Consider the following 13445-nt stretch of genomic DNA (forward strand, 5'->3'; position numbering starts at 1 on the left):
TCAAGCCTCCTGTGCGGCTGCGAGCAGGTGCGCGACTCCGGCCGCGCGATCGGTCAGGTGCAGGCGTACGGCCGGCCGGCCGCGCCGCAGCAGTGCCCCGAGGTCGCCGAGGGCCTGCGCGAGCTCAAGCCCGCCCAGCGTGTACGGCCTGCCGGGCACCGGCACGTCGTCGGCCACGGCACCGGTGATCTGCAGGAACACCCCGTTCTGCGGGCCGCCCTTGTGATATTGGCCGGTGGAGTGCAGGAACCGCGGCCCCCACCCGAAGGTGACCGGCCGGTCGGTGCGCAGGGCCAGCAGCGCCCGCAGCGTGGCCGGGTCGGCCGCCATCCACGCGTCGGTCATCTGCTCGAAGTCGGCGCCGTCCGGCACGAACACATCGAAGGCCGACAGCCGGTCCAGATACGCCATCACGGCCAGGTAGCCGTCTTCGGGCACCGCTTCGAGCAGCTCGGTCAGCACGCCCGGCAGATCCCTGGCCTTGGTGGCGCCGTACACCTCCACGGGCCCGTCGACGAAGGCCGGCTCGCCCAGCGGCAGCGCCTCCATGTCGAGCAGCGCGGCCGTGTTGTCCTTGGACTCGGCGACGTTCGGCTGGTCGAACGGGTCGATCCCCAGCAGCAGCCCGGCCACGGCCGTGGCGTACTCCCAGATGAGGAACTGCGCGCCGAGCGGCCCGTCGACGCGCACGTCGCCGTCGTCGGAGTCGATCCCGACGACCAGCTCGTCACGGGCGCCGTTCGGCTCGGCGCCGGCGACCGGCAGGATGCCCAGGCCGTTCTTGCCCGTGGACTCGGCGACGAGCTGCTCGATCCAGTCCGACAGCCCGCTGATCACCGACAGCCGGTCGTCGACGATCAGCTTGTCGCGTCCGGCCAGCGCCGCCCCGCCGAGCGCCACGCCCAGGTCGAGCCCGGGGTTGCCGGCGTCGAGCGAGAGCAGCGGCAGCACCTCGTCGGCGTCGTCGAGCAGCCGTTCGACGTCGGCCCCGGCCAGCGCGCTGGGCACCAGGCCGAAGGCCGACAGCGCCGAGTAGCGGCCGCCCACGTCGGGCACGGCCGGGACCAGGCGGTAGCCGGCATCCACGGCCGCCTGCTCCAGCGGCGAGCCCGGGTCGGTGACGACCACGATGCGGTCGGCCGGGTCGATGCCCGCCTGGCGGAAGAGTTCCTCGTAGACGCGCAGGTGACTGTCGGTCTCGACCGTCGAGCCGCTCTTGCTGGCCACGACCACGATCGTGGCCTCCAGCGGCTCGGCCAGCGCCCGGCGCACCTGACCCGGGTCGGTGGTGTCCAGGACGGTCAGCGGCACGTCGGCGCTCGCGCAGATCACCTCGGCCGCCAGCGAGGAGCCGCCCATCCCGGCCAGCACCACGTTGGTCAGGTGCTCGGCGCGCGCCCGCTCGGCCAGCTTGCCGAGCTCGGGCAGCAGCTCGCGCGAGGTGCGGGGCAGGGTCAGCCAGCCCAGCCGGACGGCCGCCCCCGCCTCCGCGTCGCTGCCCCACAGTGTGGGATCGCCGGCGGCGAGCCGCGCGGGCACGCCGTCGGCGACGAGCCGCCCCGCGGCGGAGGAGGCGGCGCTGGCCACCCCCTCCTCGCGGTACGAGACGGTCATCAGCGGGCCAGGTTCTTGCTGACGCTCTCGAGGAGTTCGTTCCAGGACGCCTCGAACTTCTCGACGCCCTCGTCCTCCAGCACGTTGACGACGTCGTCGTAGTCGACGCCGGCCTCCTTGAGCGCCGCCATGGTGTTCCACGCGTCCTCGTAGAAGGGGCGCACGGTGTCACCGGTGATGTTGGCGCCGGCGGCGGTCGCGTCGACCGTCTTCTCCGGCATCGTGTTGACGGTGCCGGGGGCGACGAGCTGGTCGACGTACAGCGTGGGCGAGTAGTCGGGGTTCTTGACGCCGGTCGAGGCCCACAGCGGGCGCTGCGGGCGAGCACCGGCGGCGCGCAGCCGCTGCCAGCGCTCGGAGTTCATCACTTCCTCGAACGCCGCGTAGGCCAGGCGCGCGTTGGCCACGCCCGCCTTGCCCTTGAGCTCCGGCCGGCCGAGCTGGTCGAGCCGCTTGTCGATCTCGGTGTCGACCCGGCTGACGAAGAACGACGCCACCGACTCGATCGAGCCCAGGTTGAGACCCTTGGCCTGAGCGGCCTCCAGGCCGGCCAGCCAGGCGTCCATGACCGCGCGGTAGCGCTCCAGCGAGAAGATCAGCGTGACGTTGACGCTGATGCCCTCGGAGAGCGCCTGCGTGATCGCGGGCAGCCCCTCGAGGGTCGCCGGGATCTTGATGAACAGGTTGGGCCGGTCGACCAGCCACCACAGGGCCCGCGCCTCGGCCACGGTCTTGTCGCTCTCGCGGGCCAGCCGCGGGTCCACCTCCAGGGACACGCGGCCGTCGACGCCGGCGGTGGCGTCGTAGACCGGGCGCAGGACGTCGGCGGCCCAGCGGATGTCGTAGGCGGTGATGGCGCGTACGGCCTCGCCGAGGTCGACCCCGCGCACGGCCAGGTCGTGCAGCTGGGTGTCGTAGGCGTCGCCCTTGCTGAGCGCGCCGGCGAAGATGGTCGGGTTGGAAGTGACGCCGACCACGTTCTTCTCGCGGATCAGCTGCTCCAGGTTGCCCGTGCGCAGGCGCTCACGGCTGATGTCGTCCAGCCAGATGGACACGCCCTGGGCGGACAGCTTCTTGAGGTTCTCGCTCATTTCGTTCAGTTTCCCGTCGTCTCGCCTTTGTCGTGGCCCAGCTTGGCGAGGCTCGCCTTGGCCGCGGCGGCCACGCGCTCCGCCGTCAGCCCGAATTGCTCGTACAGCGTCTTATACGGCGCCGACGCGCCGAAGTGTTCAAGGCTGACGACCTCGCCCCTCTCGCCGACGAACTCACGCCAGCCCAGAGCGATGCCCGCCTCGACCGCGACCCGGGCCTTGATCGCTGACGGCAGAACACTCTGCCGATACGCAATGTCCTGCCCTTGGAACCACTCCACACACGGCATCGACACGACCCGCGTCGGGATGCCTTCGGCTTCGAGGAGTTCGCGGCCGTTGACGGCCAGCTCCAGCTCGCTGCCCGTGGCGATGAGGATCACCTGGGGCTGCCCGCCGGACGCCTCGTGCAGGACGTAGCCGCCCTTGGCCACGCCCTCGGCGCTGGTGCCCTCGAAGATCGGCAGGTTCTGCCGGGTCAGGGCCAGCGCGGCGGGCCGGTCGTCGTGCTCGAGCACGGCCTGCCAGGCGTACGCCGTCTCGTTGGCGTCGCCGGGGCGCACCACGTCGAGGCCGGGGATCGCGCGCAGCGCCCACAGGTGCTCGACCGGCTGGTGGGTCGGGCCGTCCTCGCCCAGTCCGATGGAGTCGTGCGTCCACACGTAGGTGACCGGCAGCTTCATCAGCGCCGCCAGGCGCACGGAGGGGCGCATGTAGTCGGAGAAGACCAGGAACGTGCCGCCGTAGGGCCGGGTGCCGCCGTGCAGGGCGATGCCGTTGAGAATCGCGCCCATGCCGTGCTCGCGGATGCCGAAGTGCAGCGTGCGACCGTAGCGGTTACCGGGGAACTCCTTGGTCTGGTATTCCTCCGGGATGAAGGACGGCTCGCCCTTCATCGTGGTGTTGTTGGACTCGGCCAGGTCGGCCGAGCCGCCCCACAGCTCGGGCAGCACCGGCGCGAGCGCGTTGAGCACCTCGCCCGACGCCTTGCGGGTGGCCATCGAGCCGCCCTTTTCGAAGGCGGGCAGCGCCTCGGTCCACCCGGCGGGCAGCTCATGGCGGGAGATGCGGTCCAGCTCGGCGGCCCGCTCGGGGTTGGCCTCGCGCCAGGCGTCGTAACCCTTCTGCCAGGCGGCGTGCGCCTCGTGACCCCTGCGGGCCACCTCGCGCGCGTGCTCCAGCACCTCGGCGGGCACGTCGAAGCTCTTGTCCGGGTCCATGCCGAGGACCCGCTTGGTGGCGGCGACCTCGTCGGCGCCGAGGGCGGATCCGTGGATCTTGCCGGTGTTCTGCTTGTTCGGGGCGGGCCAGCCGATGATCGTGCGCAGCCGGATGAACGTCGGCCGGTCGGTCTCGGCGCGAGCCGCCTCCAGCGCCGCGTGCAGCGCCTGGATGTCCTCCACGTACTCACCGGACTCGGTCCAGTCGACGCTGAGCGTGTGCCAGCCGTAGGCCTCGTAGCGCTTGACCACGTCCTCGGACTTCGCGATCAGCGTGTCGTCCTCGATGGAGATGTGGTTGTCGTCATAGATGACGGTGAGGTTGCCCAGCTTCTGGTGGCCGGCGATCGAGCTGACCTCGTGGCTGATGCCCTCCTCGATGTCGCCGTCGCTGACCATGCACCAGATGTGGTGGTCGAAGGGCGAGGCGCCCGCCTCCGCGTCGGGGTCGAACAGGCCGCGCTCACGGCGGGCCGCCAGGGCCATGCCGACGGCGTTGCCCAGGCCCTGGCCGAGCGGGCCCGTGGTGGTCTCAACACCGACCGTGTGCCCGTGCTCCGGGTGACCGGGGGTCAGGCTGTCCCACTGGCGCAACCCCTTCAGGTCGTCCAGGTCGAGTCCGTATCCGGACAGGAACAGCTGGATGTACAGCGTCAGGCTGGAGTGCCCGCACGACAGCACGAAGCGGTCACGCCCCAGCCACGTGGGATCCGTGGGGTCGTGGCGCATCGCGTGCTGGAACAGCAGGTACGCGGCGGGAGCCAGGCTCATGGCGGTGCCCGGGTGACCCGAACCCGCCTTTTCGACTGCGTCCATGGCCAAGGCTCGAACGACGTCGACCGCTTGCTTGTCTAGGTCGGTCCATTCGAGGTCTGGCACGAGTTCGGTGCTCAAGTGCTCGGTCTCCGGAATCTAGTTGTCATTGGTGGTACCGGTTGGCATATCCCGCCACACCGGACCCTAACTGAGTGGAGTCGGCGAAAGATTCCCCTTCCACCCCCGTGCGTGTCCCCCCATTGGCCGGACCGGACGACCCTGCTACTACAGTTTGGTTGTTCTCGTTGTCATCACAGGGACGCCGTGGCGTCCGTCCATGAGATTCCGCTCCAATCAGAGGTTACGCGTTGACTCCGCACGTGCTGGAAGCGCCTTGACGGTGCTGACGAACAGGCAGACGACGGCCCCCGCTCCCGCGGCCGAGCCGCCGAGGACGATCGGCATGCTCGTCAAGGCCTACATCGCTCTGACCAAGCCGCGGATCATCGAGCTCCTGCTGATCACGACCCTCCCCGTGATGTTCCTCGCGGCGGGCGGGCTGCCGCCGCTGTGGACGTCGATATCGGTCATGGTGTTCGGCACCCTGTCCGCGGGCAGCGCCAACGCGCTCAACTGCTACGTGGACCGCGACATCGACCAGAAGATGCGCCGCACCAGGCGGCGTCCGCTGGCCAGGCACCAGGTCTCGCCGACCGGCGCGCTCGTCTTCGGCATCGTGCTCGGCGTGCTGTCCTTGGTCGGCCTCTGGCTGACCACCAACTGGCTGGCCGCCATGCTCTCCACCGGCGCCATCCTGTTCTACGTCATCGTCTACTCGATGATCCTCAAGCGGCGCACCGCCCAGAACATCGTCTGGGGCGGCATCGCGGGCTGCATGCCGGTGCTGATCGGCTGGGCGGGCATCACCGGGCGGCTCGACTGGGCGCCGCTGGCGCTGTTCGGGGTGGTGTTCTTCTGGACGCCGCCGCACACCTGGACGCTGGCCATGCGCTACAAGGAGGACTACGCGGCGGCCAAGGTGCCGATGCTGCCCGTGGTGGCCACCGAGCGCCGGGTGATCCTGGAGTCGATCGCCTACACCTGGGCCACCGTGCTCTGCTCGCTGGCCCTGTGGCCGGTGGCGCACACCACGCTGTTCTACCCGATCGCCGCCGCCGCCCTGGGCGCCATGTGTCTGTGGGAGGTCCATCGCCTCCTGGCCCGCCTCAACTCCGGCAAGACCGGTGTCGACCTGCGCCCGATGCGCTTCTTCCACTGGTCCAACGCCTATCTGGCGCTGCTGTTCCTCGCCGTCGCCATCGACCCGCTGCTGAGCTGAGCCCACCGCCCGTTGCGGTGGGCTTCGTGCTGTCGTTATGGTGAACACATGAACAGCTCTTCAGGTGTTGTGGCTTCGCTCGACGGCTGCGTCGTTCAGGAGCCCGACGCCGAGCGCGTCGCGGCCACCCGCGACCGGCTGGTGACGCCGGACGAGGCGACCCGGCTCGCCGACCTGTTCCGCCTGCTGGGCGACGCCACGCGGGCCCGCCTGCTGTACGCCCTGCTGGAGGCGGGCGAGCTGTGCGTGTGCGACCTGGCCGACGCCGTCGAGGTGACCGACACGGCCGTGTCCCACGCCCTGCGTCTGCTGCGTACGGCGGGCATCGTGGCCAGCCGCCGGGCGGGCCGCATGATCTACTACCGGCTGGCCGACGCCCACGTACGGATGCTGCTCGACCTCAGCCGCGAGCACATGAGGGAGGAGCGCTGATGGGCCAGGGACACGGGCACGGTCACGGGCACGGCCACTCGGCCGACGCCGACAAGCGCTACCTGGTGGGCGCGCTCGCGCTGATCGTCGGCTACATGGCGATCGAGGTGATCGCCGGGCTGATCGCCAACTCGATCGCGCTGATCTCCGACGCCGCCCACATGCTCACCGACGCCAGCGCGATCGCGCTGGCCCTGGTCGCGATGCGCTTCGCCGCCCGGCCCGCCCGCGGCGCCTACACCTTCGGCTGGAAGCGCGCCGAGATCCTCTCGGCCCAGCTCAACGGCCTCACCCTGCTGCTGCTCGTGGCGTACTTCTGTTACGAGAGCGTGCGCAGGCTGCTGGAGCCGCCCGAGGTCTCCGGGCCAATCGTGGTCGTCACGGCCGTGGCCGGCATCGTGGTCAACGCGCTGGCCGCCTGGCTGCTGTCCAGGGCCGACCGGCGCAGCCTCAACGTCGAGGGCGCCTTCCAGCACGTGCTCAACGACATGTACGCCTTCATCGCCACCGCGATCTCCGGCGTCGTGGTGTGGCTGACCGGGTTCCGGCAGGCCGACGCGATAGCCGCGCTCGTGGTCGCCGCGCTCATGCTCAAGGCCGGCTGGGGGCTGCTGCGCGATTCGTCCAGGGTGCTGCTCCAGGCCGCCCCGACCGACCTCGACCCCGACGAGATCGGCCGGGTCCTGGCCGGCGACCCTGACGTGGTCGAGGTGCACGACCTGCATGTCTGGACGGTGACCAGTGGCTATCCGACGCTGTCGGCGCACGTGATCGTGGCCCGCGGGTCCGACTGCCACCAGGTCCGCACCCGCCTGGCTGACCTGCTGCACGATCGCTTCGAGATCGGCCACACCACGCTGCAGGTGGACCACGGTCTCAAGGACCGGACGGAGCATTGTGAGGACCCGCACGGACCGCGCCACCTGGGCAGGACAGCGCCTTTTTGATCCGTTACAGTCACGGTATGGCGTCCCGTGATCCACGCTGGGTGTTGAAGGACCGCCCGTCGTTCACGTTGATCATCGGGCTGATCGTGACCGGCCTGTGCGCACTCGTCTCCTTCGCCTTCGACGTGCTCAACGGCGCGCCCGTGCAGTTCTTCATCTCGCTGATCCTGGCGCTGGCGCCGGTGCCGCTGCTGCTGGCCGCCGTGCTGGCGCTGGACCGCATGGAACCGGAGCCGCGCAGCAACCTCATCTTCGCCTTCGCCTGGGGAGCGGGCGTGGCGGTGCTGGTCGCGGGCGTGATCAACTCGCTCAACCTGCACTACATCATCGACGCGGCCAACCTCAGCGCGGCCAGCGCGCGCAACGTCGCCGCCACCTTCGGCGCCCCCGTGGTCGAGGAGACGATGAAGGGGCTGGTGCTGCTCGGGCTGCTCAGATTCCGCCGGGCCGAGCTCGACGGGCCGACCGACGGCATCATCTACGCCAGCATGGTCGGCCTCGGCTTCGCGATGAGCGAGAACGTCAGCTACTACATCGCCGCGCTCAACTCCGACCAGGGCGGCATCGGGCTGGCCGTCACAGTGGTGCTGCGCGGCGTGCTGTCGCCGTTCGCGCACCCGCTGTTCACCTCGATGATCGGTGTCGCGGTCGCCTACGCCGCCCAGCGCCAGGGGTCGGACCGGGTCTTCTCCATCCTGGCCGGCTGGGTCGGCGCGATGCTCCTGCACGGCCTCTGGAACGGTCTGAGCTCCTACGGCGGCTTCCCCGGCCTGGTCATCGCCTACCTGGTGCTGCTGGTCGTGCTCGTGGTGCTGATCGCGCTGGTGATCAGTGATCGGCGGCGCATCGTCGCCCTGATCCAGCGCTACCTGCCGCCGTACGAGCCGACCAAGCTGGTCAACCGGGCCGACATCCACATGCTGTCCGCCCTGTCACGGCGTCGGCAGGCCAGGCAGTGGGCCAAGGTCCACGGCGGCAAGCGCGGGCTGCGCGCGATGAGCGACTACCAGCTCGCGGCGACCGAGCTGGGCCTGCTGCACGAGCGGGCGGCCCGGCGGATGATCGACGAGCAGACCTTCCACGAGGAGCAGCGGGCCCTGCTCGAATGCATGAGCACCGCCAAGGCGAGCTTCCCGGTGCCGCCCGCCCACCTCGGGGCCGCGGCGCGGGGCACCCCGCCACCGGGCTACGCGCCCGGCTGAGCCAGGATCGCGCGCAGCGAGGTCTCCCGCGGGCCGGGATAGACGGGGTCGGAGTGCAGCAGAAGCGCGTCGGCGAACGCCTTGCCGGTGGCGAACACCTCGCGGGCGGCCGAGGCGTAGGTGGTCGCCGCCCACTGCTTGACGGAGTCGTCGCCCACGCCGAAGGTCGTCAGTCCCGCCGTACGGCAGAGCGTGACCGCTCTCGGCAGGTGGAACACCTGAGTGACCACGGTCAGCCGCTCGGCGCCGAAGACCTTGCGGGCCCGCACGCACGAGTCCCAGGTGTCGAACCCGGCGTAGTCGAGCACCATCACCGCGTCCGGCACGCCCTTGGCCCGCAGGTAGTCGCGCATGGCCGTCGGCTCGTCGTACTCCTTGCGGCTGTTGTCGCCCGACAGCAGCAGCGCCTTGACCTTGCCCGCGTGGTAGAGCTCGGCCGCGATGTCGAGGCGGCGGGCCAGCATGGACGAGGGACGGCCGGCGTACAGGCCCGCGCCGAGCACGAGCGCCACCTGCGAGGTGGGCACCCGCGCCAGCCAGCCGGCGGTGTCGGCCACCTCGCGGTGGTCCGAGCTGTCGAGCCACGCCCAGGTCATCGGCGCCAGGACGAGCACGCTGAGGAGCACCAGTCCTTGGTACAGGCGGCGCAGGGTCTTCCGAGCGGGACGGGCCAAAGCCACTCAGGGACCTCACAGGGTAGAGGGAGGTAGTCCCTCATACCTTGGCATAGCGGGTCAAAAACCGGCTGGGGTTTCGGTGGGGGAGGGGTTCAGCGGGTCAGACTCTGGCCGGTGTTTCGGTGGGGGAGGGGGTGGCGGGGGCCGGTAGCGGGTCGCGGGTGCGCAGGGAGGTGACCACCCTCAGCGTGGCGATCCAGACCAGGGTCGAGCCGAGCACGTGCAGGCCCACCAGGAGGGCGGGCACCGCCAGGAAGTACTGGATGTAGCCGATCACGCCCTGGGCCAGCTCCACCACGAGCAGCGCCAGCGCCGCCCGGCGGGCCGCTCTGGGCGCGTCGGTCACGTGCAGCGCGAACAGCAGCGCGAACGACAGCCCCAGCACGATGTAGACGATGTCGGAGTGCAGGCGCACCACACTCTCGATGTCGAGATCGAACCGGGAGGCCACCGCGTCGCCGGAATGCGGCCCCGTGCCGGTCACCAGCGCCCCGGCCAGGAGCAGCACCGCCACCGCCGCGACCAGCACGAAGCCGAGGCGCCGGATGTCGCGATGCGTCACCCGACGGGCCGGACCGTCGCCTTCGCCCGCCCGCACATAGAGCGTCCAGCAGGCGACGATCAGCGCGATGGAGGCCAGGAAGTGCACGCTGACCGTGACCGGGTTGAGCAGGCTTCTGACCACCAGCCCGCCCCACAGCGCCTGGAAGACGATGCCCGCGGGCTGCAGCAGGGCCAGCCAGAGCAGCTGAGGGCGCCGGGGGGCCAGCCGCATCGCCGCCACCACACAGGCGAACCCCACCGCCAGCACCAGGAACGTCAGCAGCCGGTTGCCGAACTCGACGGCCATGGTGACGGGCGAGATCTCGGGATGCGCGACGGGCACGAAGCTGTCGGGCGTGCACTTCGGCCAGGTCGGGCAGCCGAGCCCGGAGCCGGTGAGCCGCACGGCCGCGCCCGTCACGGTGATGCCCGCGTTGACCACCACAGACGCCAGAGCCCAGCCCCGCATCGACTCGGCGGTCGGCGCCCAGAAGGAGAACAGGCGCCGCACCAGGGCGTTTGGGTGGTCTGTGGGTAGTTTCACGTCGGCGAGCTTCACGTCATCGATGGTAAGGGGCTGGTCGTCCGGTCCTTGACCCGGGAACGTGCTTCTCAAGCGGCATGGGTATGTGACATATTACAGCTGGGAGGTGAGGATGTCGGATGTGATCGTCATCGGCGCCGGAGTGGTGGGCGCCGCGTGCGCCTATTACGCCGCACGGGCCGGACTGGACGTGACCGTGGTGGACCGCGGCCCCGTGGCCGGCGGCACGACGGGTGCGGGCGAGGGCAACGTGCTGGTCTCGGACAAGGAGCCGGGCCCGGAGCTGGACCTCGCGCTGCTGTCCAACCGCCTGTGGGGGGAGCTGGCCGCGCTGGGCGGGTTCGAGTACGAGCCCAAGGGCGGCCTGGTCGTCGCCGAGACCGACGAGGTCCAGCGGCAGCTCGTCGAGCTGGCGGGCAAGCAGGGCGTCGAGTACGCCGTCGTGCCCGCCGACGGCTTGCCCGGCTACGAGCCGCACCTGGCCGAAGGGCTCGCGGGCGGCGTCCACTACCCGCAGGACGCCCAGGTGCAGCCCATGCTGGCCGCCGCGCAGTTGCTCCGGCACGGCGCGGAGAGCTACGGCCACGGCACGCTTCACCTGCGCACCGGCGTCACCGTGACCGGGTTCACGCGGTCCGGGGACCGGGTGACGGGCGTACGCACCGACCAGGGCGACATCCTCGGCGGCGCGGTGGTCAACGCGGCCGGCACGTGGGGCGGCGAGATCGCCGGGCTCGCGGGCGTGGCGCTGCCGATCCTGCCCAGGCGCGGGTTCATCCTCGTCACCGAGCCGTTGCGCGAGCCGCTGATCCGGCACAAGGTCTACACCGCCGCCTACGTCACCAACGTGGCCAGCGACTCCGCCGACCTGGAGACCTCGGCCGTCGTCGAGGGCACCCCGGCGGGGACGGTGCTCATCGGGGCGAGCCGGGAGCGGGTGGGTTTCGACCGCACGACCTCGCCCCGGGTGCTGGCCCGGCTGGCGACCCAGGCCGTCGCCCTGTTCCCGGCGTTGCGGGAGGTGCGGGTGATCAGGTCGTACTGCGGGTTCCGGCCGTACTGTCCGGACCATCTGCCGGTGATCGGGCCGGATCCGCGCGCGCCCGGGCTGTATCACGCGTGCGGGCACGAAGGGGCCGGGATCGGGCTCGCGCCCGCGACCGGGCTCCTGCTGTCCCAGCTGCTGACCGGCGCCCGCCCCGAACTCGACCTGTCCCCCTTCCGCCCGGACCGCTTCGCGACCTCGGCCGGATCCTCGTCCGGGAGTTCGTCGGGGTCCCCGTCCGGGAGCTCGTCCGGGTCCCCGACCGCGACCCATGGCGGGTCCCCGACCGAGACGCCCGCCGGGTCCTCCCGTGCGACCGAGGAGTCCGCGTGACCTTCCAGATCACGATCGACGGCCGGGCCGTGCCGGTTGAGCCGGGGCAGACGATCGGCGCGGCCCTGCACGCCGCCGGAGTCCGCGCCTGGCGGACCACCCGCTTCGGCGGGCGGCCGCGCGGCCTGTTCTGTGGCATCGGCGTCTGCTTCGACTGCCTGATCACGGTGAACGGCCGCCCACCAGAACGCGCCTGCCTGCTGGAGGCCCGGCCCGGAGACGAGGTGACGACCGCATGAGCCCGACCGACGACCGTGTGGGCGCGCCCCACGACCGCAGCCCCGACGACGGCCTTCGGGACGACCGTGTTCGTGGCGATGAACGCGCTCGCGATGACCGTGCTCGCGACGACTATGTGAGTGTGAGCTGCGATCTCGCCGTTATCGGTGGTGGGCCCGCCGGAGTGGCGGGGGCCCTGACGGCGGCGCTGCGCGGCCTGAGCGTGGTCCTCGTCGACTCGGGTGCCCGCCTCGGCGGCCAGTACTTCCGCCACCCGGCCGGAGCGGCGCGCGGCGGCACACCGGGTCTGGACCGGTTCCTGAGGCAGGCCCGCGCGCTCGGCGAGCGGGCCGAGGTCCTGCTCGGGCATCAGGTGTGGACCGTGACGCGGGACGGCGACCGGCTGACCGTCCATTGCCAGACGCCGGACGGCCGCGCGGTGGCGGTCCGCTGCCGTGACCTCCTGATCGCCACCGGCGCCCACGACCGGCCGCTGCCGTTCCCCGGCTGGGACCTGCCCGGCGTCCTGACGGCGGGCGGCGCCCAGGCGCTGCTCAAGGGCAACGGCGTCGTCGCGGGGGGCCGGGTGGTCGTCGCCGGCACCGGGCCGTTCCTGCTGCCCGTGGCCACCGGCCTGGCGGGGGCGGGGGCCGAGGTGCTGGGCGTGTTCGAGGCCAACGGCGGCCTGGGCCTGGCTCGGCATCCGCTGCTGGCCGCGGGCAAGGCGGGGGAGGCGGCGGGCTACGGGCTGGCCATGGCCAGGCACCGGGTGCCGTACCGGACGCACCAGGCGGTGATCGCCGCCCACGGCGAGCGCGAGCTGGAGGCGGTCACCGTCGCGCGGCTCGACGCCGACTGGAACGTGCTCGCCACCCGTGAGCTGGCCTGCGACACGCTGGCCGTCGGCTACGGCTTCGTCCCCCAGATCGAGCTCGGCGTCGAGCTCGGCTGTGAGACCCGCCAGGACGCGGACGGCATGCCCGTAATCGCGGTGGACGGCCGCCAGCGCACCACGGCGCACGGCGTCTGGGCGGCGGGCGAGCCGGTCGGCGTGGGCGGACGGTACCTCGCCGAGCTGGAGGGCCGTATCGCCGGCCTGGCCGTGGCCGGTGAGCCGGTGCCCGGCGTGCTGGCCAGACGGCGCCGGCGGATGCGCGCGTTCGGCGAGGCGCTGCATCACGCGTATCCGGTCAAACCGGGCTGGCAGGGCTGGCTGCGCGACGACACGCTGGTGTGCCGGTGCGAGGAGGTGCCGGTCGCCCGTGTACGCGCGGCGCTGGAGCTCGGCGCCACCGACGCGCGCTCGGTCAAGCTGCTGGCCAGGCCCGGCATGGGCTGGTGCCAGGGCCGCGTCTGCGGCTACGCGGTCGCCTGCCTGGCAGGGGAGTCGCCCCGGCCCCCTCGCCGCCCCATCGCGCAACCCATCTCTCTCGGCGCTCTCGCCGAGCTCGAGCTCGATACACCCTGATTTGGAGGACTCTTT

General features: G+C 71.5%; 12 protein-coding genes. 7 read left to right on the forward strand and 5 right to left on the reverse strand.

Translation table 11 applies throughout. The annotated features are described in order from the left end of the window. Genes AB0B64_RS49495 through tkt form a run of 3 tightly spaced genes read right to left on the reverse strand, consistent with a single transcriptional unit; the run spans position 1 to position 4741 of the window. Positions 1-1614 (reverse strand): glucose-6-phosphate isomerase, encoded by a 1614-nt coding sequence (locus AB0B64_RS49495; RefSeq protein WP_358195295.1) that lies wholly within the window; start codon positions 1612-1614, stop codon positions 1-3. Beyond that, entirely contained in the window at positions 1614-2705 is a 1092-nt protein-coding gene (tal, locus tag AB0B64_RS49500) for a transaldolase (protein WP_357958408.1), read from the reverse strand. The genes AB0B64_RS49495 and tal overlap by 1 nt, the downstream gene beginning before the upstream one ends. Positions 2706-2710: 5 nt before the next feature. Beyond that, positions 2711-4741, reverse strand: coding sequence for a transketolase (tkt, locus tag AB0B64_RS49505; RefSeq protein ID WP_358195306.1), 2031 nt, complete (start codon positions 4739-4741; stop codon positions 2711-2713). Positions 4742-5075: 334 nt separating this feature from the next. Here tkt and AB0B64_RS49510 point away from each other — a divergent pair, with 334 nt between their 5' ends. The 4 genes from AB0B64_RS49510 to AB0B64_RS49525 are packed head-to-tail and all read left to right on the forward strand — an operon-like array spanning position 5076 to position 8601. Continuing rightward, positions 5076-6020, forward strand: coding sequence for a heme o synthase (locus AB0B64_RS49510; RefSeq protein ID WP_357958412.1), 945 nt, complete (start codon positions 5076-5078; stop codon positions 6018-6020). 48 nt (positions 6021-6068) lie between these two features. Then, on the forward strand, positions 6069-6452 hold the full coding sequence (locus AB0B64_RS49515) for a metalloregulator ArsR/SmtB family transcription factor (protein WP_357958414.1): 384 nt from the start codon (positions 6069-6071) through the stop codon (positions 6450-6452). After that, positions 6452-7399, forward strand: a complete 948-nt coding sequence (locus AB0B64_RS49520) for a cation diffusion facilitator family transporter (RefSeq protein ID WP_357958416.1) — start codon at positions 6452-6454, stop codon at positions 7397-7399. Before AB0B64_RS49515 ends, AB0B64_RS49520 begins: the two co-directional genes overlap by 1 nt. A 17-nt stretch (positions 7400-7416) precedes the next feature. Further along, positions 7417-8601: a PrsW family intramembrane metalloprotease gene (locus AB0B64_RS49525; RefSeq protein ID WP_357958418.1), complete on the forward strand. Its 1185-nt coding sequence runs from the start codon at positions 7417-7419 to the stop codon at positions 8599-8601. On the opposite strand, the gene AB0B64_RS49530 is transcribed toward AB0B64_RS49525, so the two are convergent. Together AB0B64_RS49530 and AB0B64_RS49535 are read right to left on the reverse strand one after the other, a co-directional pair. After that, positions 8586-9281 carry an ElyC/SanA/YdcF family protein gene (locus tag AB0B64_RS49530; RefSeq protein WP_357958420.1) on the reverse strand — a complete coding sequence of 232 codons (696 nt, stop codon included), beginning with the start codon at positions 9279-9281 and terminating at the stop codon, positions 8586-8588. The genes AB0B64_RS49525 and AB0B64_RS49530 overlap by 16 nt on opposite strands. A gap of 97 nt (positions 9282-9378) precedes the next feature. Then, positions 9379-10380 (reverse strand): COX15/CtaA family protein, encoded by a 1002-nt coding sequence (locus AB0B64_RS49535; protein WP_357958422.1) that lies wholly within the window; start codon positions 10378-10380, stop codon positions 9379-9381. A 97-nt stretch (positions 10381-10477) separates the two neighbouring features. Here AB0B64_RS49535 and AB0B64_RS49540 point away from each other — a divergent pair, with 97 nt between their 5' ends. The 3 genes from AB0B64_RS49540 to AB0B64_RS49550 are packed head-to-tail and all read left to right on the forward strand — an operon-like array spanning position 10478 to position 13430. After that, the gene (locus tag AB0B64_RS49540) at positions 10478-11743 is read left to right on the forward strand and encodes an FAD-binding oxidoreductase (protein ID WP_357958424.1); all 1266 of its coding nucleotides are present in this window, start codon (positions 10478-10480) and stop codon (positions 11741-11743) included. After that, entirely contained in the window at positions 11740-11982 is a 243-nt protein-coding gene (locus AB0B64_RS49545) for a (2Fe-2S)-binding protein (protein WP_225291383.1), read from the forward strand. Before AB0B64_RS49540 ends, AB0B64_RS49545 begins: the two co-directional genes overlap by 4 nt. Further along, entirely contained in the window at positions 11979-13430 is a 1452-nt protein-coding gene (locus AB0B64_RS49550; protein WP_358195351.1) for an NAD(P)/FAD-dependent oxidoreductase, read from the forward strand. The genes AB0B64_RS49545 and AB0B64_RS49550 overlap by 4 nt, the downstream gene beginning before the upstream one ends. Positions 13431-13445 lie beyond the last annotated feature (15 nt).

The sequence above is a fragment of the Nonomuraea sp. NPDC049129 genome, assembly GCF_040648495.1.
Lineage (GTDB): Bacteria > Actinomycetota > Actinomycetes > Streptosporangiales > Streptosporangiaceae > Nonomuraea.

Bases quoted from the DNA above. Each gene is read 5' to 3' on its own strand.
- tal (WP_357958408.1), bottom strand. From the start codon at position 2,705: ATGAGCGAGAACCTCAAGAAGCTGTCCGCCCAGGGCGTGTCCATCTGG.
- tkt (WP_358195306.1), bottom strand. From the start codon at position 4,741: ATGGACGCAGTCGAAAAGGCGGGTTCGGGTCACCCGGGCACCGCCATG.
- AB0B64_RS49550 (WP_358195351.1), top strand. From the start codon at position 11,979: ATGAGCCCGACCGACGACCGTGTGGGCGCGCCCCACGACCGCAGCCCC.
- AB0B64_RS49520 (WP_357958416.1), top strand. From the start codon at position 6,452: ATGGGCCAGGGACACGGGCACGGTCACGGGCACGGCCACTCGGCCGAC.
- AB0B64_RS49515 (WP_357958414.1), top strand. From the start codon at position 6,069: ATGAACAGCTCTTCAGGTGTTGTGGCTTCGCTCGACGGCTGCGTCGTT.
- AB0B64_RS49525 (WP_357958418.1), top strand. From the start codon at position 7,417: ATGGCGTCCCGTGATCCACGCTGGGTGTTGAAGGACCGCCCGTCGTTC.
- AB0B64_RS49540 (WP_357958424.1), top strand. From the start codon at position 10,478: ATGTCGGATGTGATCGTCATCGGCGCCGGAGTGGTGGGCGCCGCGTGC.
- AB0B64_RS49495 (WP_358195295.1), bottom strand. From the start codon at position 1,614: ATGACCGTCTCGTACCGCGAGGAGGGGGTGGCCAGCGCCGCCTCCTCC.